Raw genomic sequence first — 19,425 nt, forward strand, 5'->3', positions numbered from 1 at the left:
CTAAAGGCGCATCAGCCCCAGGAAGTGCTCCACCGTCCCGGTCATCGCCTCGCGAGCCGGGGCGATGTACTTCCTGGGGTCGACGGTCGTCGGGTTGGTGGCCAGGTACTCCCGTACCGCGCCCGTGAAGGCCGTGTTCAGGGCCGTGCCCACGTTGATCTTGACCATGCCCGCCGCCACCGCCCGCCGGATCTCCTCGTCCGGTACGCCCGACGAGCCGTGCAGGACCAGCGGCACCGGTACGGCCTCGCGCAGGGTGGTGATCAGGTCGTGGTCCAGGGCCGCCGTGCGGTCCGTCATCGCGTGGGACGAGCCGACGGCCACGGCCAGGGCGTCGACGCCCGTGTCGGCCACGTAGGCCTTCGCCTCCGCCGGGTCCGTGCGTACGCCCGGCGCGTGCGCGTCCAGCGGCGGCTCGCCCTCCTTGCCGCCGACCTTGCCCAGCTCCGCCTCGATCCAGATGCCGCGCTCGTGCCCCCAGCGGACCGCGTCCGCCGTGGCCTTCACGTTGTCGCCGTACGTCAGCTTCGACGCGTCGAACATCGCCGAGCTGAAGCCCGCCGGGTACGCCGCGCGCAGCAGCTCGACCGACTCGACGTGGTCTAGGTGGAGGGAGAGGGGCGCGGAGGAGGCGCGGGCGACGGCCGTCACCGCCGCGGCGATGGCCGTGAGGTCGCCGCCGTGGAACTTCACGGCGTTCTCGGAGATCTGGAGGATGGCGGGCGCGCCCGCCCGCTCCGCGCCGGCCGCGATCGCCTCCGCGTGCTCCAGCGTGATGACGTTGAAGGCGGCGACGGCGTGGCCCGAGTCCCGGGCGGCGGTGACGAGTTCGCCGGTGCTGACGAGTGGCATGCGATCCCCTGGTGCTGGTGGGTGGGCGTGCGGTGTGGCGGCGTGCGGTTACGCCGCCGTGGCGGGTGCGGTGACTTCGACCTGCCGGAGCAGGTCTTCGTACGTCGTTACGTCGAACTCGCCCGCCGCCGGGGCCAGTACCGTCGCCGCCGACAGCGCCACCGCCCGCGCCAGCCGCTCCGGCCAGGGCAGTCCCTCCACCAGCCCCGAGAGCAGCCCGGCCACCGCCGAGTCGCCCGCGCCGGTCGGGTTGCCCTTCACGCGGGCGGGCGGGACCGCTTGCCACAGGCCCTCGGGGGTGGCGGCGAGCATGCCGTCCGCGCCGAGGGAGGCGACCACGGTGTGCGCGCCCCGGCGGCGAGCGTCGTGAGTGGCGCGCAGGGGGTCGCGGGAGCCGGTGAGCTGCGCGAGTTCGTCGGCGTTGGGCTTGACGAGGTCGGGGCGGGCGGCGATGCCCCGGCGCAGCGGTTCGCCGCTGGTGTCGAGGAGTACGGGGACGCCGGCGGTGCGGGCGCGGCGTATCAGATCGGCGTACGCGCCGACATGGATGCCGGGGGGCAGGCTGCCGCAGAGGGCCACTGCCCGGGCGCCGCGCAGGAGTTCGGCGTACGAGGAGAGGAACGCGGCCCACTCCTCGGGGGTGATGGCCGGTCCCGGTTCGTTCAGCTGGGTGGTGTCGCCGGTGGTGGAGTCGACGACGGCGATGGTGCGGCGGGTGCTGCCGCTGACGGGGACGAGCGCGTCGACGGGGGCCAGCGGCGCGAGCAGGTCGCGCAGTACGGCGCCGCAGGGGCCGCCCGCGAAGCCCGTCACCACCGTGTCGTGGCCCAGGGCGGTCAGCACGCGGGCGACGTTGATGCCCTTGCCGCCAGGACGTTCCGCGACATCGGTCACCCGGTGGGAGGCGTGCGGGGTGAGGGCCGGCACGCGGTAGGTGATGTCGAGTGCGGTGTTCAGCGTGACCGTCAGGATCACCTGCGGAACCCCCGTAGAGACCGTAGAAAGCGCTTACTGTCGAACCCTTTCGGGGCGATCATGCCAAAGAAACGGCGGTTGGCCCAGAGTTCCGGGCCAACCGCCGCGTGCTGCTTTTGCATGGGCTGATGGTGAAATCAGCCCACTTGGGGTTACTTACGGCTCAATCACCCAGGCGCCCTTGCGCATCACACCCTTGAGCGTGAAGTCCGCGTCGAGTACCACCAGGTCCGCGTCCTTGCCCGGCTCCAGCGAACCGACCCTGTCGTCGACGCCGAGCAGGCGGGCGGGGTTGGCGGAAACCGACCGTACGACGTCCTCGACCGGCAGCCGGTCGAGAGTCACCGCGCGCTTGAAGGCGGTGTCGAGGGTGAGCGTGGAGCCCGCGATCGAGCCGCCCTCGGCGAGCCGCGCGACGCCGTCCCTGACCTCGACCTCCAGCGGGCCGAGCAGGTACGTGCCGTCGCCGAAGCCCGCCGCGTCCATCGCGTCCGTGATGAACGCGACCCGGGCGGAGCCCGCCCGGTGGTACGCCAGTTCCAGCGCGGCCGGGTGCAGGTGCGTGCCGTCGTTGATCAGCTCGACCGTGACCCGTTCGTCTTCGAGCAGTGCGGCGATCGGGCCGGGTGTGCGGTGACCGAGCGCCGGCATCGCGTTGTAGAGGTGTGTGGCGACCGTCGCGCCCGCGTCGATGGCCTCGACGGTCTGCTCGTACGTCGCGTCCGTGTGGCCGATCGCGGCGATCACGCCGTGTTCTGCGAGCAGCCGCACCGAGTCGATGCCACCGGGCAGTTCGGTCGCCAGCGTGACCATCTTCGCCGTGCCGTGCGCGGCGTCGATCAGCTTGCGGACCTCGGCCGGTTCGGGGTCGCGCAGCAGGTCCACGCTGTGCGCGCCCTTGCGGCACGGGGAGATGAACGGGCCCTCGAAGTGGATGCCGGCCAGGTCGCCCTGCTGGACCAGTTCGGAGAGCAGCGCGGCCTGCCGGGTGAGTGCGTCCATCTCGCCGGTCACGGTCGACGCGGCGATGGTCGTGGTGCCGTGCTCGCGGTGTGTCTGTACGCCCTTGAGTACGTCCTCGGCGGTGCCGGAGGTGAAGGACGCGCCGCCGCCGCCGTGCACGTGCATGTCGACGAAGCCGGGCACGATCCAGTGGCCGGAGAGGTCCAGGGCCGGGGTGTCCGCCGGGGCGGCGCCGGCGATGCGGGTGCCCTCGATGATGACCCGGCCGTTCTCGACGGTCCCGGTGGGCAGCACCACCCGGGCGCCGGAAAGAACCTTGCTTGCAGCGCGTCCGGCCATCAGGCGGATACCTCCGTGGCTTCCTGGGATCCGTGGGATTCCGTGGCGAGAAGATCCCAGGCGAGGAGGCCCGCGCCCAGGCATCCGGCGGTGTCCCCGAGGGCCGCCGGAACGATCGAGGGCAGCTTCTGGAACGTGACGCGTTCCGCGACGGCCGCCCGCAGTGGTGTGAACAAGGTTTCCCCCGCCTCGGCCAGTCCGCCACCGATGATCAGCGTGCGCGGGTCCAGGAGGGTGAGCGCGGTGACGAGCCCGTCGGCGAGCGCGCCGATGGCTTCCAGCCACACTTCCCGGGCCCTGGGGTCGCCCGACTCGACGGCCTTCGCACAGTCGGCGGCGTCGGCGTCCGGGTCGCCGGAGGCGGCGGCCCAGGCGGCGGACACGGCGGAGGCGGAGGCGAAGCGCTCCAGGCAGCCGCGCTGGCCGCAGCCGCACAGGGTGCCGCCGGGGCGTACGACGATGTGGCCGATCTCGCCGGCGTAGCCATGGGCTCCGGACTCGATGACGCCGTTGATGCCGATGGCGCCGGCGATCCCGGTGCCGAGCGGTACGAACAGGAACCGGTCCGCGCCCCTGCCCGCCCCGATCCGCCCTTCGGCGAGGCCGCCGGTGCGTACGTCGTGGCCGAGCGCGACCGGCACGCCGTGCAGCTTCTCGCTGAGGAGTTCGCGCATCGGTACGTCGCGCCAGCCCAGGTTGGCGGCGTACACCGCGATCCCGTTGTCGGCGTCGACGATGCCGGGCACGGCGACGCCCGCGGCGGAGGCGGTTTCGCCGTACCGCTCCTCGCCGTACGCGCGCAGCTCGGCGGCGAAGCCGGTGATCGTCTCGACGACGGCGTCCGGTCCCCGCTCCCTGCCGGTGGCCCGGCGGGCCTCGTGCAGCAGTACGCCGTCCGCGCCGACCAGCGCGGCCTTCATCCCGGTGCCGCCCACATCGAGGGCGATGACGTGTTTCACAAGGACAGTCTCGCGCGTAGACCCAGGAAAGGTCTAGTCCACTTCATCTGAGTTCTGCTGCCTGTTGTGCGGCCGTTGTGCGCCCGTTGAGCGCGCGGGTGTTGTACAAGTGAGACCGCACTGGTGTAGACCTCACTGCGCGGACTGGGAGAAAATCGCAGCTCACGCGCATGTCGGACAACGAATAATCAACGAATCAGTAGGTGGGAAAGAGCTGTGCACCGGCGCTTCTTGGGTTTGACCGCGACAGTGGTGGCACTGGGCATGACAGTGGCCCTGGCGGGATGCGGAAGCTCGGAAGGCGGTGACGTCACGCTCAAGCTCGTCGCGGCGGATTACGACCCCGAAGGCGGCGACAGCACCAAGCAGTACTGGGACGGCGTCGCCACCGCGTTCGAGGCCGAGAACAAGGGCATCAAGGTCGACGTCTCCATCTACGACTGGAAGGACGTCGACCGCAAGGTCGCCGAGATGGTCGAGGCCGGCAACGCGCCCGACATCGCGCAGATCGGCGCGTACGCCGACTACGCGGCCGAGGACGCGCTCTACTCCGTGGACGAGATGCTCTCCATCCCCGTACAGGCCAACCTGCTCGCCCCGCTCGCCGAGGCGGGCGAGGTCAGCCGGGTGTCGTACGGCATCCCGTTCGTCGCCAGCACCCGTCTGCTCTTCTACAACAAGACGCTCTTCGCTCAGGCCGGCGTCGAGCCCCCCAAGACGTGGGAAGAGATCGAGAGCACGGCCAAGGCGCTCAAGCAGCGCGGCGTGACGTACCCCTTCGCGCTGCCGCTGGGCAACGAGGAGGCGCAGGCCGAGACCATGATGTGGATGCTCAGCAACGGCGGCGGGTACACCGACCAGGTCGGTACGTACACGATCGACTCCGCGCAGAACATCGAGACCTTCACCTGGTTGAAGGACACCCTCGTAGGCGGGCAGCTGACCGGTCCTGTCGCGCCGGGCAAGCTCGACAGGAAGCCGGCCTTCACGGCGTTCGCGAACGGTGAGGTCGGCATGCTCAACGGCCACCCCTCCCTCCTCCAGCAGGCCGCGAAGAAGGGCGTCAAGGTCGGCATGGTGCCGCTGCCGGGGCCCGACGGCAAGGCGAGGTCGAGCATGGGCGTCGCCGACTGGATGATGGGCTTCAAGCAGCACGGCCACGGCAAGCAGATCGGCAAGTCCCTCGACTTCGCGTACAGCGACGAGAACGTCCTGGAGTTCGCCGACCAGTACGACCTGCTGCCCGTCACCGTCTCCGCGTCCGAGACGATGGCCGCGGACCCGGCGCACAAGGAGCTGTGGCCGTTCCTGGAGGAACTGCCCCAGTCGACGCTCTACCCGGTCGGCAAGACGTCGTGGGCGAAGGTCAGCGAGAGCATCAAGAAGCAGATCGGCTCGGTGGTCGGGCCCAACGGGGACCCGACGGGGACGCTTGGGGCGATTGGGCGGGACGCGGCGGCGACGGAGAACGCGGAGTAGGGATGAGTGAGGCGTTTTGACGCCGTCCTAGACTGCTCATATGCCTTACGACGCAGAGCTCGGCGGTCCCGAGCCCGCTGAGCCTGCCGAGTCCGCCGAGTCCGCCGAGCCCGCTGAGCTCTCCGAGCGGGACCGGGCCGTCCTCGCCGTCGAGCGGCGGTCGTGGTCCGGGACCGGGGCCAAGGAGCGGGCGATGCGGGAGCAGCTCGGTATCTCGCCGACCCGGTACTACCAGCTCCTCAACGCCCTGCTCGACGACGAGCGCGCCCTCGCCCACGACCCCGTTACGGTCAACCGCCTCCGCCGGGTGCGGGACGCTCGCCGCGAACGCCGCTGAGCCGGTGCCGAGCCGGGCGTGCGCCGGTAGGGTCAGGGGGCATGGGCAGCCAACCGCAAGAGCACCCGCACCCCCTGCCGACCGACTTCACGCCCTCGACCCCTGCCGGCCGCGACGGTCTCGCCGCGCTGCTGGCGGCGCCGGAGCGGGCGCTGATCGCCCTTGACTTCGACGGCACGCTCGCCGACATCGTCCCCGACCCGGAGCAGTCCCGGGCCCACCCGGGAGCGGTGGACGCGATCTCCGCACTCGCTCCGAAGGTCGGCTCGGTGGCCGTGATCACTGGTCGCCCGGCCGGCGTCGCCGTCCGTTACGGCGGCTTCGCCGGGGTACCCGGTCTCGAACGCCTCGTCGTGCTGGGCCATTACGGCGCCGAGCGCTGGGACGCCGTCACCGGCACGGTCCGGGCCCCTGCCCCACACCCCGGCGTACAGGCCGCGCGCGCCGAACTCCCCGGCTTCCTTGAGGGCATTGGGGCCTGGCGCGGCTCGTGGATCGAGGAGAAGGGCCAGGCCGTCGCCGTCCACACGCGCCGCGCGGAGGACCCCGTGAGGGCGTTCGAGTCCCTGCGCGTCCCTCTCGCGGAACTCGCTGCCCGCCACGGGCTGATCGTCGAACCCGGCCGTCTGGTGCTGGAGTTGCGGCCGCCGGGCACGGACAAGGGTGTGGCGCTGGCGGAGTACGTGCGGGAGGTTGGGGCGGGGTGCGTGCTGTACGCCGGGGACGACCTGGGCGACGTCGCGGCGTACTCGACGGTGGAGAAGCTTCGTACGGAGGGGGTTCCTGGGCTGCTGGTGTGCAGTGGCAGCGAAGTGCCTGCCCTTGCCGACCGGGCGGACCTGGTGGTGGACGGCCCGTCGGGAGTGGTCGGGCTGCTGACCGCCTTGTCCTCAATCGCCGGACGGGCTTGATCGCGGCTGGGCTTGGCACTTGGCGTGCGGGTGCGGTTGCGGTTGCGGTTGCGGTGCCGAAACTGGGGGCAAGCCCCCAGGCCCCCGGGGCGCCCTTCGGGTGTGTCCTCAAACGCCGGACGGGCTGAGTTTTGCGGCCAGGGCCGCAAAACCAGCCCCTGCCGGGCACTGTCCAGCCCCTCCGGCGATTGAGGAGCGGGGTCCGGGGCAGCGCCCCTCACGCGGCGGAGCCGCAAAGTGTCGCAGCGGGAAGGGGCGGGTAGGGGAAAAGCGCCGCAGGCACCGCACCGCACCCGCACCCGCACCGCACCGCCGCACCCGGGGGCGCCACCCCGCCTAATCCGCCGTCAGCGCCGACAGCTGGGCCAAAAACCACGTCGCCGGCGGCAGCGCCGTCGCCGCCGCAGTCAGTCGCTTCGTGCGCTCCGCCCGTTCGCCCGGGTCCATCGTCAGCGCCACCCGCAGCGCCTCCGCCGTCGCCATGACGTCGTACGGGTTCACCACGATCGCGTCGCCGCCGAGCTCCTCGTACGCCCCCGCCTCCCGCGAGAGCACCAGCGCGCACCCCTCGTCGGAGACGACCGGCACCTCCTTCGCGACGAGGTTCATGCCGTCCCTGATCGGGTTGACCAGTGCCACGTCAGCCATCCGGTACGCCGCCAGCGACCGCGCGAAGTCGTCGTCCAGTTCCATCAGCACCGGCTGCCAGTCGTCCGTCCCGTACTCCGCGTTGATCTCGTCGGCCAGCCGCCGCACAGCCGCCGTGTAGTCGCGGTACACCGCCAGGTCCTGCCGCGACGGATACGCGAACGCGACATGAACCACCAGCCCCTGCCACTCCGGCCGGTCCGCCAGCAACTGCCGGTACGCGAGCAGCCCGCGGACGATGTTCTTGGAGAGTTCCGTACGGTCTACGCGGACGATCGTCCTGCGCCCCGGCCCGACCCGCTCCCGCAGCCGCACCAGCCACTCGTTCACGTCCTCCTGATGCGCCCGCTCCCGCAGGAAGTCCGCGTCGGCGCCGAGGCCGTGCACGCCGACCGCCGTGCCCTCCAGGGCGTCGGCGCCCAGCACATCCACCGCGCACGCCACAAAGGCGTCCGCCCAGCGCCGGGTCAGGAACGCCACCCTGTCCGCCCCCAGCAGACCGCGCACCAGTTGCCGCGCGATGTCGTCCGGCAGCAGGCGGAAGTAGTCCACGGGGGCCCACGGGGTGTGCGTGAAGTGGCCGATCCGCAGGTCCGGGCGCAGCTCGCGCAGCATGCCCGGCACCAGGCACAGGTGGTAGTCCTGCACCAGCACCGCCGCGCCCGGCGCCGCCTCGGCCGCCAGCGCGTCGGCGAAGGCGCGGTTGTACGTTTCGTACGCCGCCCACTGGCGCCGGAACTCCGCGTCGAAAGCGGGCTCCAGCGGCGTCTGGTACAGCATGTGGTGGACGAACCACAGCACGGAATTCGCGATGCCGTTGTACGCGTCCGCGTGCACACCGGCGTCGATGTCGAGCATCCGTACGCCCGCCGTGCTCGTCCCGCGCCGTACCGCCTCCCGGTCGCCGTCCCCCAGCGCCGAGCACACCCAGAGGGAATCGGCATCCTGGCCGATCGCCGACAGGCCCGAGACCAGACCGCCGCCGCCGCGCTTGGCGGCGAGCGAGCCGTCCTCACGGAGCGTGTACGAAACCGGGCCGCGGTTGGAAGCGACGAGAACTTGTGCAGCGCGCTCGGAGACCATGTGCCGAAACCTAGCCCGTACTGGAAGCCCTCAAACGTGCGTACGGCCGGACCATGATGTGCTGATGAGTCGCTCCGTCGCTAAGCCGCTCGCCGCGCCGCGTACTCGTCGATCTCGCGCATCGGCGGCCGCTCCTGGGTGTCGACCGTATGCGTACGCGGGACGAACCCCAGTCCGTTCTCTCCCCGCTCGAACTGCGTCAGCACCGGCCGCACCAGCGGGCCGCGCGAAAGCCGCAGGTGAGCGGTCCGGTAGATGGTCGCGGCCATCCGGCCGAGCGCCTGCCCGTCCTGGTGGCGGTGTCTGCGTACGCCGACGTCGACCTGGGCCAGCGCGTCGAGGCCCACCATGTGGAGCGAGTCGACGAGCAGGCCCAGTTCCACTCCGTAACCGACGGGGAAGGGCAGCTGTTCGAGCAGCGAGCGGCGTACGGCGTACTCACCGCCCAGCGGCTGGACGAAGCCGGCCAGCTGTGGCCAGTGCAGATTGAGCAGCGGGCGCGCCACCAGCTCCGTGACTCGGCCGCCCTGACTCGGGGTCTTGCCGGAGGCGAGCAAGTCGGACTCGGTGCCGAGGGGGCGGTCGTACATCGCCTTGACGAAATGGACGTCGGGCTCGGTCAGCAGCGGTCCGACGATGCCGGAGACGAACGAGGCGGAGAACTCCTTCAGGTCCGCGTCGATGAAGCACACGATGTCGCCGCTCGTCACCAAGAGTGACCGCCACAGCACCTCCCCCTTGCCGGGGACGGCCGGTATGCGAGGCAGTATCGCGTCACGGTGGACCACCCGCGCCCCCGCCGCCGTCGCCACCTGGGCGGTGCGGTCCTTCGAGCCGGAGTCGATGACGACCAGCTCGTCGACGAGGGGCACGGTCAGCATCAGCTCGCGGCGTATCGCCGCGACGATGTCGCCGACCGTCTCCTCCTCGTCGAGGGCGGGCAGCACGACACTGACGGTGAGGCCGCGCCCGGCCTTGGCCGCGACCAGCCGGTCCAGCGGCCGGTCAGCCGTGGACCAGGACCGCTGGTCCAGCCAGCGCTCCACCTCTTCCAGCACGTGCCTCTCCCTCGTCAGGTGAGCCGTCGTCCGGCTCGTCGTTGATCCATCTCGCGTTGCGGACGACAGTCTCATCCGTCCGGGGGTTCGGTTACAGTCTTGAACAACGCGGAGGCCCCTCGCATCTCGGGGGTACCGCGGAACAAACGCGCCGGGTCCAGACCCGGCGCCATAGCGCTCATCCAGAGGGACAGAGGGAACGGCCCGTTGAAGTCCCGGCAACCATTCCGCCGACCGCGAGGTAACGGTGGGGACGGTGCCAATTCCGTCTCACGGCGAAATGCGCCGTGGGGAAGATGAGGAGAAAGGGCCTCGCCACCATGGCTGTGCAGTCTGTTGAAGCTGATGCAAGCACCACGAATCCCCTCCCCGTAGACCTGGGACCCGCCACCGCGCTTTCCTGCCGCGAGTGCGGAGAACGATTCGAACTCGGCCCGATCTTCGCCTGTTCCTCCTGTTTCGGTCCCCTCGAGGTCGCGTACGACCTCCCGCTCGGGGACGCCGAAGCGCTGCGCAAGGAGATCGAGGCCGGACCGGACAATATCTGGCGGTACGCGCCGCTGCTGCCCGTGCCCGCCGACGTGGCGTCCAAGCCGAGCCTGAACCCGGGCTTCACCAAGCTCGTCAAGGCCGACAACCTGGCCCGCGAGCTGGGTGTCACCGGCAACCTGTACGTCAAGGACGACTCCGGCAACCCGACGCACTCCTTCAAGGACCGCGTCGTGGCCATCGCCGTCGAGGCGGCCCGCGCGTTCGGTTTCACCACGCTCTCCTGCTCCTCCACCGGCAACCTGGCCGGCGCCGTCGGCGCCGCCGCCGCGCGGGCCGGTTTCCGCTCCTGCGTGTTCATCCCGCACGACCTGGAGCAGGGCAAGGTCGTCATGGCTTCGGTGTACGGCGGCGAGCTCGTCGGCATCGAGGGCAACTACGACGACGTGAACCGCTTCTGCTCCGAGCTCATCGGCGACCCGCTGGGCGAGGGCTGGGGCTTCGTCAACGTCAACCTGCGCCCGTACTACGGCGAGGGGTCGAAGACCCTGGCGTACGAGATCTGCGAGCAGCTGGGCTGGGAGATCCCGGACCAGCTCGTCATCCCGATCGCCTCGGGCTCGCAGCTCACAAAGATCGACAAGGGGCTCAAGGAGCTCATCGCGCTCGGCCTCGTCGAGGACAAGCCCTACAAGATCTTCGGTGCTCAGGCTGAGGGCTGCTCGCCGGTGTCGACGGCCTTCAAGGCCGGGCACGACGTCGTACGGCCGCAGAAGCCGAACACGATCGCCAAGTCGCTCGCGATCGGCAACCCGGCCGACGGCCCGTACGTCCTGGACATCGCCCGCCGCACGGGCGGCGCGGTCGAGGACGTCAACGACGAGCAGGTGGTGGAATCCATCAAGCTGCTGGCCGAGACGGAGGGCATCTTCGCGGAGACCGCGGGCGGCGTGACCGTCGGCGTAACGAAGAAGCTCATCGAGGCCGGGCTGCTGGACCCGACCCTGACGACCGTCGTGCTCAACACGGGCGACGGCCTGAAGACCCTTGAGGCGGTGGCCCCGACCACGGGTCAGTCCGCCGTCATCCGCCCCAACCTGGACTCTTTCCGAGAGGCTGGCCTCGCATGAGTGTCAATGTCCGCATCCCCACCATTCTTCGTACGTACACGGGCGGCAAGGCCGAGGTCCCGGCCGAGGGTGCGACCCTCGCCGACGTGATCGCCGACCTGGAGAAGAACCACGCGGGCATCGCGGCCCGTGTCCTGGACGACCAGGGCAAGCTGCGCCGCTTCGTGAACGTGTACGTGAACGACAACGACGTGCGCTTCGAGGGCGGCCTGGAGACGGCTACTCCGGACGGCGCGGGTGTCTCCATCATTCCGGCCGTCGCCGGCGGCTGACCGGACTCCAGTTCCACTCGCTGTTACGCCGATTGCCCTCTCCGCCATAGAAGCGGAGGGGGCAATTCTGCATGGTTGAGCGCGGTACAGTTGGGGAAGCCCCCTCCGCTGCCTGTGCCCGGCGCATATGAGAATGCGTCCCCGCACGACAAGAAGCAGCCAAAGTGCCGGACCTAATTGCCGCTTATGTGCGCCTTGTCCGGCCCGACTTGCCCTGGAAGCCAGGGAATTCTTCGCATTCGCGTGTTCCGCCATGCCCAGATTTCTCGTCCGATTGACCTGTTGCAGAGGGCAGTTGGGCGGATACATTCAGCCGCGGTCGACGCGTTCCGGCGCACGCCCTCTCCTGTCGGAGGGCGGAGGAGTCTGACCCAGGACCCGCGAAGTGCGGTCCTGTGCAAGGGCCAGAAATAGGGGAGTTAAGCCATGGCTCAGGGCACCGTCAAGTGGTTCAACGCGGAGAAGGGGTACGGCTTCATCGCGGTCGACGGTGGTGCGGATGTTTTCGTCCACTACAGCGCGATCCAGATGGACGGGTACCGCACCCTTGAAGAAGGTCAGCGAGTCGAATTCGAGATCTCGCAGGGCCAGAAGGGTCCGCAGGCGGACATGGTCAAGCTCGCCGTCTGATCTCGGCGCGATCGGCCACCGACGCACTCACGCATGAAGGGCCTGTACCCGGGTACAGGCCCTTCATGCGTGTGCTCTTCCCCGGGGGACGCTTGCACTCGAAGGGGTCGAGTGCTAATCATTGGCGTTAGCACTCTCCCAGTGAGAGTGACAGAAGGACTGGGTCGGCGAGGCCCGCAGGCCGGGTGGGGCAAGGAACCACCCGGCGTCGCAGGCCGTCCGTCGCGGGCGCCACACAGTCCTCCGCTATCCACCCCAGTCCGGGAGGACCACTTCACATGGCTAAGATCATCGCGTTCGACGAGGAGGCACGGCGCGGTCTCGAGCGCGGGATGAACCAGCTCGCCGACGCCGTCAAGGTCACCCTCGGCCCGAAGGGCCGTAACGTCGTCCTCGAGAAGAAGTGGGGCGCCCCCACGATCACCAACGATGGTGTTTCCATCGCCAAGGAGATCGAGCTCGAGGACCCGTACGAGAAGATCGGCGCCGAGCTGGTCAAGGAAGTCGCGAAGAAGACCGACGACGTAGCCGGTGATGGCACGACGACCGCGACTGTCCTCGCCCAGGCCCTGGTCCGCGAGGGCCTGCGCAACGTCGCCGCCGGCGCCAACCCCATGGCCCTCAAGCGTGGCATCGAGAAGGCCGTCGAGGCCGTCTCCGCCGCTCTGCTGGAGCAGGCCAAGGACGTGGAGACCAAGGAGCAGATCGCTTCTACGGCCTCGATCTCCGCCGCTGACACCCAGATCGGCGAGCTCATCGCCGAGGCGATGGACAAGGTCGGCAAGGAAGGCGTCATCACCGTCGAGGAGTCGCAGACCTTCGGGCTCGAGCTTGAGCTCACCGAGGGCATGCGCTTCGACAAGGGCTACATCTCGGCGTACTTCGCCACCGACATGGAGCGCATGGAGTCGTCGCTCGACGACCCGTACGTCCTGATCGTCAACTCCAAGATCTCCAACGTGAAGGACCTCCTTCCGCTGCTGGAGAAGGTCATGCAGTCGGGCAAGCCGCTGCTGATCATCGCGGAGGACGTCGAGGGCGAGGCGCTGTCCACGCTCGTCGTCAACAAGATCCGTGGCACCTTCAAGTCCGTCGCCGTCAAGGCTCCGGGCTTCGGTGACCGCCGCAAGGCCATGCTCGGCGACATCGCCATCCTCACCGGTGGCACCGTCATCTCCGAGGAGGTCGGCCTCAAGCTCGAGAACGCCGGTCTCGACCTGCTCGGCCGCGCCCGCAAGGTCGTCATCACCAAGGACGAGACCACGATCGTCGACGGCGCCGGTGAGAGCGACCAGGTTCAGGGTCGCGTCAACCAGATCCGTGCCGAGATCGAGAACTCCGACTCGGACTACGACCGCGAGAAGCTCCAGGAGCGCCTGGCGAAGCTCGCGGGCGGCGTGGCCGTCATCAAGGCCGGTGCCGCCACGGAGGTTGAGCTCAAGGAGCGCAAGCACCGCATCGAGGACGCCGTTCGCAACGCGAAGGCGGCCGTCGAAGAGGGCATCGTCGCCGGTGGTGGCGTGGCGCTGCTGCAGGCCACGGCCGTCTTCGAGAAGCTCGAGCTCTCGGGCGACGAGGCGACCGGCGCCAACGCCGTGCGTCTGGCGCTGGAGGCCCCGCTCAAGCAGATCGCCGTCAACGGTGGTCTCGAGGGTGGCGTCATCGTCGAGAAGGTGCGCAACCTGCCGATCGGTCACGGCCTGAACGCCGCGACCGGCGAGTACGTCGACATGATCGCCGAAGGCATCATCGACCCGGCGAAGGTCACGCGCTCTGCCCTGCAGAACGCCGCGTCCATCGCCGCGCTGTTCCTCACCACGGAGGCGGTCATCGCCGACAAGCCCGAGAAGGCCGGTGCCCCCGCGGGCGGCGGCATGCCGGGCGGTGACATGGACTTCTGATCCGCCAAGGATCAGTAGCTCCATCGCTGCACAGCTTCACAGCTGACGCGACCGAGGGCGGCACTCCCATTGCGGGGGTGCCGCCCTCGGGCGTTTTCAGCGGCGTGCCACTACTTAGTGTGTTCAAACCACCGCACAGAGTGATTGTGGGTGACCGTTTCTGCATGGTGCCATCGTGACCATGCCAAACCCCATGAGGATCGCCCTCGCGGCTGCCGTCACGGCTGTCCTGGCGATCGTAGGCCCGTTGTCCGCCTCCGCTCAGTCCGCTCCCGCGGACGGTTCCGCTCTCGCTCCGCTCCGTCTCTCGGACCAGGCCGTTCCCGGCCAGTACCTCGTCGCCATGAAGCCCACGTCGGACGTCGCCATGGCCGCGCGCCAGGTCGGCGTAACCCCCCTGTTCAGCTTCGAGAAGGTGATGCACGGCTTCGCGGCCAAGCTCACGGACGCCCAACTGGCCGAGGTACGGGCCGACCCGGACGTGGCGGCCGTGGAGCAGGACGCCGAGGTCACCGCGTCCGGCCCCGCCGCGTCCTGGGGCCTGGACCGCATCGACCAGCCCTTCCTGCCGCTCGACGGCCAGTTCACCACCGAGGCGACCGGCGCCGGAGGCAACGCGTACATCCTCGACACCGGCATCGACTACGACCACAGCGAGTTCGAGGGGCGCGCCCGGTTCGGCTTCGACGGCTTCCCGTTCGAAGGGCGTTTCGGGAGGGACTGCCAGGGCCACGGCACCCACGTAGCGGGCACGGTCGGCGGGGCGACGTACGGCGTGGCACGCCAGGCCGACCTCATCAGCGTCCGAGTCCTCGACTGTGAGGGCAAGGGCAGCAACGCCACGATCATCGCCGGACTGGAATGGACGGCGACGCACGCCGCGCTGGACCCCGCCAGGCCGGCCGTGCTCAACGGATCGCTCGGCGGCTCGCGGTCCTTCATGCTCAACAGGGCCGCCACCGCCCTCTCGGACAGCGGCGTCCTGCCGGTCATCGCGGCGGGCAACGACGCGAAGGACGCCTGCGGCGTCTCCCCGGCGTCTGCGGAACGCGTGGTCACGGTCGCCGCGTCCGACAACTCCGACGCGCAGGCGTTCTTCTCCAACCACGGCCCATGCGTGGAGCTGTACGCACCGGGCACCGCCATCATCTCGGCCAAGCTCGGTGGCGGCGCGGTCGCTCTGAACGGCACGTCCATGGCTTCCCCGCATGTCGCCGGGACCGCCTTGCTCTACAACACGACGAACCCGGCGGCCACCCCGGGGAACATCGCGAGCTGGCTCGACGCCACCTCCACGAAGGACGTACTGTCCGGCGTCACCCCGGGCACGCCGAACAAGCTCCTGTTCACGAACGGCATCTGACCGCCCACGGCGGCGCTCTGCCCTCCACCCCGGCTCGGGGAGTGGAGGGCAGGCGTCGTTCTCGGCTTCAGTGGGCGAAGTCCTTGAGCTTTCCGGTGTCCAGCGCGATGCCGACGGGGTCGGGGAGCGGGACGGTGTCACCGTACGCGTAAGACGGGTGTTGGTCGTACATGCCGTTCTTCGGACGGCTGAATACGGTCAGTGTGTTGTTGCCGCGGTGGATCAGAAGGTAGACGGGGATGCCGTCGGTGGCGTAGCCGTCGCATTTCTCGATCCGTTCGCGACGGTCGGTGTCGTAGTCGTGGGAGGTGACTTCTACGATCATGAGAACGCCCTTGGGGGCGGCCCACTCGCCCTGCCCGGCGAAGTGCCCGATCGGCGCGAGGACCCCGTCAGGGCGGGCGCGTCCCCTGCGGTAGGTCTCGATCACCAGCCCCTGCTCAGGGTGGAGGTCCAGTTCGGGGCGCTGCTGCATGCACTGCCGCAGAAGCCACATGAAGATTGCTCCGTGGTCGCCATCCGGCACCGGCTTGACCCTTAGCTTTCCGTTGATGAGTTCGAGCGTCACTGTCTCGGGCGCCCTGCGGGCAAGCTCCTCGAAGTCTTCGATGTCGATACGGCCGTGCTTGACCACCAGCCGTCCCCCGATGAATTCGAGCCTTACGTTCCTGGGTGCCTTGCGGGCGAGCTCGTCGAAGTCCTCGATGGACATCTCCGGGCGATCAGCGGTGCTGGGGGTCATGGCGTCGCCTCCTCCCCTACATCGTGCCCCGCTTCTGGCGTGGGTGGGCTGAACAGTCATGCGCAGGTTCCTTCAGGGCGGCGTGTCGCAGCCGCCGCTCGGATCTTGGCCGCGTGGGCGCGGACGTCGGCCTCGGGGAGGCCGTCGCGGGGCGGGAGCGGCGGCTCGTCGCGGCAGACGCGGCACAGGCCGCCGGACAGCGCCTCGGGGCGAGCGGGCGCCCGGCATTCGGTGCACTCCAGGATGCGGAGGGTGGGGGCGGGGCCTGGGACGCCCGGGTCGGGGTGCGGTGCGCGTTCGGGTGGGAGCTTTGCCAGCCGGGTGCGGGCGATGGCGGCGGGGTGGTGGACCTCGGCGGGCAGGCCGGAGGTCAGCGCGTGCCGCAGCTCGTCGTCGGTGGCGCCACGGGTCAGCCACTCGGTGGCGACGGATTCGAGGGTGACGCAGTCGTCCGCCGAGAGGGACATCTGGGGCTTGGCACGGCCGAGGGAGGCGAGGACTTCGTACGCGCGTGAACGCTGCTGGGGCTGCGGGCGGCTCGGCCGCTGCGTGGGGGTGGTCTTGGTCTTGGTCTTGCTGCCGCTCTGGCTCTGGCCCTGGAAGGCTGCCCGCCAGGCGTCGTCCCTGGCGGTGCGGGAGAAGAACGTGCGGGGCACCCAGCGCCGGCTGCCGGTCGCCTCGTCGGTGACCGTCTCCCGGCCGAGGCGGAGGTGACCGGCTTCCCCTGTGACTGTCAACAACGCTCGTGATTAATACAACTTAGACGCGGTTGTCTAGCAGCAGCGCCCACGGGGCCCGAGTCCAGGCGCTGGTAGGAGGGCGGAGACGTGGGCGGCCAGGGCGAGGAACGCCTTGATGGTGAGGCCGGTCCAGTGGGGGAGGGATCGGGGCTTCAGGCAGATGACGCTGATCTTGAGCACGAACGGATGCAACGACGCATAAAGGTCAATTACTTCCCGCACAGGCATAACTGACCTGCTATCCGCGTTTCGGGTGGGCTTCCCGCCAGGCGTCCAGCCGGTCAACCGGCCACAGGGGGGTGCGCCCGACATAGACGGGGGCGGGGAAGTCAGCGCGGCTGCTGTTGAGGTTGTAAACGTGCTGGACGGTGACCTTGAGTCGCTGTGCTGCCTGCTTTGCGTCTTCGTATCCAGGAATCTTAATGGCCATGGACCCCATTCTAGCGCGCTTGTCATAGCTGAACTACTCATATATGGTGTTGTAGGTCAACTAATTCGTGACGGGGGGTGATGACGATGAAGGCTGCCCAGACGCGCAGGTTCCGGGGGAAGAGCAAGGCCCCGAAGTGGACCAAGCCCGACGACGGGATGGTGTCGGTGATGGTGCTTCCGCTCGTCGTCACCGACCTCGCCGACCTGACCCGTGTGGAGAAGCTGTTCAACGCGATGGGCACGATGAAGCAGGCCGTGCAGCGGGACGCCCGCGCCAAGGTCGATGCCTACTGGGCCGCGTACCACGAGCGGAACGAGCAGGGCGCGAAGGCCGTGCGGCAGCGCCTCGGCCTGTCCCGCGAAGCGTTGGAGCGCTGCGCATACAGGCACCTGGAAGACTCCGGGCACCTGGGGCACCACGCCTCCAAGGCCCTGGCGATGCACATGGCCGACGAGGTGTGGAACGGCGTCCAGCGGCACCTGTTCGCCGACAACTCAGGCCGCCGACACGGGCGTCCGAAGGTGGGCCGCTGGCACGACTTCACCCGAGTCCCCGGCCGCGCCCGCTCCCACACGACCGCGAACAAGTGGGAGACCTTCCGCCTCACCGGCACCCTCCACGGCCACGTCATGGCCTACACCGACGGTGGCCGGCATGAGTTGATGCAGCCGCAGCGAATGCCGAAGCCGGCCGCGCCGGACGGCAAGGTGCCCACCGGCAAGACCACCGCAGCGGGCAAGCCCGCGATGCGGAAGGCCACCTGGTGGGACCACACCGGGCCGCTGGCTGTGGTGTTCGCCGGAGGCCCCGATTCCAGCCGGGGTGACCTGGTGCTGCCCGTGCGCATCCCGCAGCAACCGGGACAGTGGGCGCGGGTCGAGCACTTCCTGTCGAATCCCGGTCGCTGGCACAAGGTGGACCTCGTGCGCCGCCGCAAGGCGTCCGCGCCGGGCGGCTGGGTGTCCGAGGCGCACCTGATGATCCTCGGCCCCGGATACACCTCCCCGGCCGTCCAGCAGATGCGCGAGCAGGCCGCCCAGCTCGACCGGATCGGCGGGGTGGACGGGAACGTCTCCAACCTCTCTGTCGTCTCCTTCCTCGCCAGCCTCGACCCGCAGGACGGCCCCCCGGCCTCCTCGGAGATCGTGCTGACCGATGAGGAGAAGGCGCGGCTGGAGACGGCCGCGAAGAAGCGGCGCGGCCGTGCGCGGGCGCTTGAGCGCTCCCGCCGGGCAACGAACACCGCGCAGTACGGGCTGTCGAAGAAACAGCAGCGTCGGGCAGAACGCCGGGCATCCAAGGGCCTGCCGGAGAAGAGCATCACGGTGCTGGGCGGTGCCCGCGATACCCGCTCGGACGGAGTTCCGAAACAGGCGTTCCGGCGTGACCGGCTGTCGGCCAACTACCGGGAGATGCGCGCCCGCCAGGCCGAACACGCCGCCAGCATGGCCGAACACCGCAGCCACCGAGCCCGCATCGTGGCCCGGGAGATCATCGCCGCCCACGGCCCCGTGCTCGTGGTGGAGGACTGCGACATCCGCACCTGGTACCGGCTGTGGGGCAAGCGCCTCTCGCAGACCACACCCGGCTTGCTCATCAAGGCCCTGGAGATCGAATGCCAGGCCGCCGGTGGGCGGCTCGTCTGGGCCTCCACCTGGTCCACTGCGCTGTCTCAGCACTGTTTGTGCGGCGAGCGCGTCTCGAAGTCGCTGCGGGACAGAGAGCACAAGTGCATCGCGTGCGGGCTCGCCGGAAAGCGCGACCTCGTGAGCGCCGCCCTGGCGGCGTTCGTCCGCTTTGCTGACGTGGACGACCCCAAGACCGCATACCTGGACACCGTGATGTCCAGGCACGCACAGATCGTTTTCGCAAAAGCGCTGGAAGAAGCGCTGAGTGAGTCAACCACACCGTGCCAGAACACCCCTCGGGGTGCTGGTCGCGTGGCAGTCCCCCGACAGCGGGTGACCTCTGCTCACCGAACCGCCGGAACGCGGAACCGAGCAACCCCAGATGAGACACGCCCTCGGCGTGACCACGCTGGAGCGCCCGGCCCCCGCACCGCGTGCAGTCCACAGCTCACCCTTTGGTGAATTGCGGATCAAGTCTTAGACCGTCACGACG

The 19,425-nt window shown here is 69.5% G+C and carries 18 protein-coding genes and 1 riboswitch; of the genes, 9 read left to right on the forward strand and 9 right to left on the reverse strand.

What is annotated here, in order from left to right; all coding sequences use genetic code 11:
* The 4 genes from J7E89_RS21510 to J7E89_RS21525 all read right to left on the reverse strand — a co-directional run bounded on the left by J7E89_RS21510 (position 1) and on the right by J7E89_RS21525 (position 4,088).
* Positions 1-852: a class II fructose-bisphosphate aldolase gene (locus tag J7E89_RS21510; protein WP_214975932.1), complete on the reverse strand. Its 852-nt coding sequence runs from the start codon at positions 850-852 to the stop codon at positions 1-3.
* Positions 853-900: 48 nt separating this feature from the next.
* A complete protein-coding gene (locus tag J7E89_RS21515; RefSeq protein ID WP_214975934.1) occupies positions 901-1,827 on the reverse strand; it encodes a 1-phosphofructokinase family hexose kinase in 927 nt (308 codons plus the stop codon).
* Positions 1,828-1,983: 156 nt separating this feature from the next.
* Positions 1,984-3,129: an N-acetylglucosamine-6-phosphate deacetylase gene (gene nagA / locus J7E89_RS21520; RefSeq protein WP_214975936.1), complete on the reverse strand. Its 1,146-nt coding sequence runs from the start codon at positions 3,127-3,129 to the stop codon at positions 1,984-1,986.
* Entirely contained in the window at positions 3,129-4,088 is a 960-nt protein-coding gene (locus J7E89_RS21525; protein WP_214975938.1) for an ROK family protein, read from the reverse strand. The genes nagA and J7E89_RS21525 overlap by 1 nt, the downstream gene beginning before the upstream one ends.
* A gap of 264 nt (positions 4,089-4,352) precedes the next feature.
* Between J7E89_RS21525 and J7E89_RS21530 the strand changes: the two genes are divergently transcribed.
* From J7E89_RS21530 to otsB, 3 genes are read left to right on the forward strand one after another with little or no spacing between them, the layout of a single operon-like run.
* Positions 4,353-5,567, forward strand: coding sequence for an ABC transporter substrate-binding protein (locus tag J7E89_RS21530; RefSeq protein WP_214975940.1), 1,215 nt, complete (start codon positions 4,353-4,355; stop codon positions 5,565-5,567).
* A gap of 40 nt (positions 5,568-5,607) precedes the next feature.
* Entirely contained in the window at positions 5,608-5,904 is a 297-nt protein-coding gene (locus J7E89_RS21535) for a DUF3263 domain-containing protein (protein ID WP_214975942.1), read from the forward strand.
* A gap of 41 nt (positions 5,905-5,945) precedes the next feature.
* Complete coding sequence (gene otsB, locus J7E89_RS21540) at positions 5,946-6,815, forward strand: trehalose-phosphatase (RefSeq protein ID WP_214975944.1); 870 nt, start codon at positions 5,946-5,948, stop codon at positions 6,813-6,815.
* A gap of 336 nt (positions 6,816-7,151) precedes the next feature.
* On the opposite strand, the gene J7E89_RS21545 is transcribed toward otsB, so the two are convergent.
* A complete protein-coding gene (locus J7E89_RS21545) occupies positions 7,152-8,546 on the reverse strand; it encodes a trehalose-6-phosphate synthase (RefSeq protein ID WP_214975947.1) in 1,395 nt (464 codons plus the stop codon).
* Between the two features lie 80 nt (positions 8,547-8,626).
* Positions 8,627-9,604 (reverse strand): glucosyl-3-phosphoglycerate synthase, encoded by a 978-nt coding sequence (locus tag J7E89_RS21550; RefSeq protein WP_214975949.1) that lies wholly within the window; start codon positions 9,602-9,604, stop codon positions 8,627-8,629.
* Between the two features lie 175 nt (positions 9,605-9,779).
* Positions 9,780-9,907, forward strand: a riboswitch (SAM riboswitch).
* Positions 9,908-9,924: 17 nt separating this feature from the next.
* On the opposite strand from J7E89_RS21550, the gene thrC reads away from it, so the two are divergent.
* The 5 genes from thrC to J7E89_RS21575 all read left to right on the forward strand — a co-directional run bounded on the left by thrC (position 9,925) and on the right by J7E89_RS21575 (position 15,389).
* Positions 9,925-11,223 (forward strand): threonine synthase, encoded by a 1,299-nt coding sequence (thrC, locus tag J7E89_RS21555; RefSeq protein ID WP_214975951.1) that lies wholly within the window; start codon positions 9,925-9,927, stop codon positions 11,221-11,223.
* A complete protein-coding gene (locus J7E89_RS21560; RefSeq protein ID WP_214975953.1) occupies positions 11,220-11,495 on the forward strand; it encodes a MoaD/ThiS family protein in 276 nt (91 codons plus the stop codon). Before thrC ends, J7E89_RS21560 begins: the two co-directional genes overlap by 4 nt.
* A gap of 426 nt (positions 11,496-11,921) precedes the next feature.
* Positions 11,922-12,125, forward strand: coding sequence for a cold-shock protein (locus J7E89_RS21565; RefSeq protein WP_005315736.1), 204 nt, complete (start codon positions 11,922-11,924; stop codon positions 12,123-12,125).
* A 278-nt stretch (positions 12,126-12,403) separates the two neighbouring features.
* The gene (groL, locus tag J7E89_RS21570) at positions 12,404-14,026 is read left to right on the forward strand and encodes a chaperonin GroEL (RefSeq protein ID WP_214975955.1); all 1,623 of its coding nucleotides are present in this window, start codon (positions 12,404-12,406) and stop codon (positions 14,024-14,026) included.
* A gap of 181 nt (positions 14,027-14,207) precedes the next feature.
* Positions 14,208-15,389, forward strand: a complete 1,182-nt coding sequence (locus J7E89_RS21575; protein ID WP_251060904.1) for a S8 family peptidase — start codon at positions 14,208-14,210, stop codon at positions 15,387-15,389.
* A gap of 67 nt (positions 15,390-15,456) precedes the next feature.
* On the opposite strand, the gene J7E89_RS21580 is transcribed toward J7E89_RS21575, so the two are convergent.
* From J7E89_RS21580 to J7E89_RS21590, 3 genes are all read right to left on the reverse strand, one after another.
* Complete coding sequence (locus J7E89_RS21580; RefSeq protein WP_251060880.1) at positions 15,457-16,131, reverse strand: Uma2 family endonuclease; 675 nt, start codon at positions 16,129-16,131, stop codon at positions 15,457-15,459.
* Positions 16,132-16,187: 56 nt separating this feature from the next.
* Positions 16,188-16,868, reverse strand: coding sequence for a hypothetical protein (locus tag J7E89_RS21585; RefSeq protein ID WP_214975957.1), 681 nt, complete (start codon positions 16,866-16,868; stop codon positions 16,188-16,190).
* A 241-nt stretch (positions 16,869-17,109) separates the two neighbouring features.
* On the reverse strand, positions 17,110-17,301 hold the full coding sequence (locus J7E89_RS21590; RefSeq protein ID WP_214975959.1) for an AlpA family transcriptional regulator: 192 nt from the start codon (positions 17,299-17,301) through the stop codon (positions 17,110-17,112).
* A gap of 86 nt (positions 17,302-17,387) precedes the next feature.
* On the opposite strand from J7E89_RS21590, the gene J7E89_RS21595 reads away from it, so the two are divergent.
* Positions 17,388-19,394 carry a transposase gene (locus J7E89_RS21595; RefSeq protein WP_214975961.1) on the forward strand — a complete coding sequence of 669 codons (2,007 nt, stop codon included), beginning with the start codon at positions 17,388-17,390 and terminating at the stop codon, positions 19,392-19,394.
* The last annotated feature ends 31 nt before the right edge of the window (positions 19,395-19,425 follow it).

Source organism: Streptomyces sp. ISL-100 (genome assembly GCF_018614615.1).
GTDB lineage: Bacteria > Actinomycetota > Actinomycetes > Streptomycetales > Streptomycetaceae > Streptomyces.

Bases quoted from the DNA above. Each gene is read 5' to 3' on its own strand.
- J7E89_RS21590 (WP_214975959.1), bottom strand. From the start codon at position 17,301: ATGGCCATTAAGATTCCTGGATACGAAGACGCAAAGCAGGCAGCACAG.
- J7E89_RS21530 (WP_214975940.1), top strand. From the start codon at position 4,353: ATGACAGTGGCCCTGGCGGGATGCGGAAGCTCGGAAGGCGGTGACGTC.
- J7E89_RS21580 (WP_251060880.1), bottom strand. From the start codon at position 16,131: ATGACCCCCAGCACCGCTGATCGCCCGGAGATGTCCATCGAGGACTTC.
- J7E89_RS21565 (WP_005315736.1), top strand. From the start codon at position 11,922: ATGGCTCAGGGCACCGTCAAGTGGTTCAACGCGGAGAAGGGGTACGGC.
- J7E89_RS21560 (WP_214975953.1), top strand. From the start codon at position 11,220: ATGAGTGTCAATGTCCGCATCCCCACCATTCTTCGTACGTACACGGGC.
- J7E89_RS21595 (WP_214975961.1), top strand. From the start codon at position 17,388: ATGAAGGCTGCCCAGACGCGCAGGTTCCGGGGGAAGAGCAAGGCCCCG.
- J7E89_RS21545 (WP_214975947.1), bottom strand. From the start codon at position 8,546: ATGGTCTCCGAGCGCGCTGCACAAGTTCTCGTCGCTTCCAACCGCGGC.
- groL (WP_214975955.1), top strand. From the start codon at position 12,404: ATGGCTAAGATCATCGCGTTCGACGAGGAGGCACGGCGCGGTCTCGAG.
- thrC (WP_214975951.1), top strand. From the start codon at position 9,925: ATGGCTGTGCAGTCTGTTGAAGCTGATGCAAGCACCACGAATCCCCTC.
- J7E89_RS21510 (WP_214975932.1), bottom strand. From the start codon at position 852: ATGCCACTCGTCAGCACCGGCGAACTCGTCACCGCCGCCCGGGACTCG.
- nagA (WP_214975936.1), bottom strand. From the start codon at position 3,129: ATGGCCGGACGCGCTGCAAGCAAGGTTCTTTCCGGCGCCCGGGTGGTG.
- J7E89_RS21535 (WP_214975942.1), top strand. From the start codon at position 5,608: ATGCCTTACGACGCAGAGCTCGGCGGTCCCGAGCCCGCTGAGCCTGCC.
- J7E89_RS21575 (WP_251060904.1), top strand. From the start codon at position 14,208: ATGCCAAACCCCATGAGGATCGCCCTCGCGGCTGCCGTCACGGCTGTC.
- otsB (WP_214975944.1), top strand. From the start codon at position 5,946: ATGGGCAGCCAACCGCAAGAGCACCCGCACCCCCTGCCGACCGACTTC.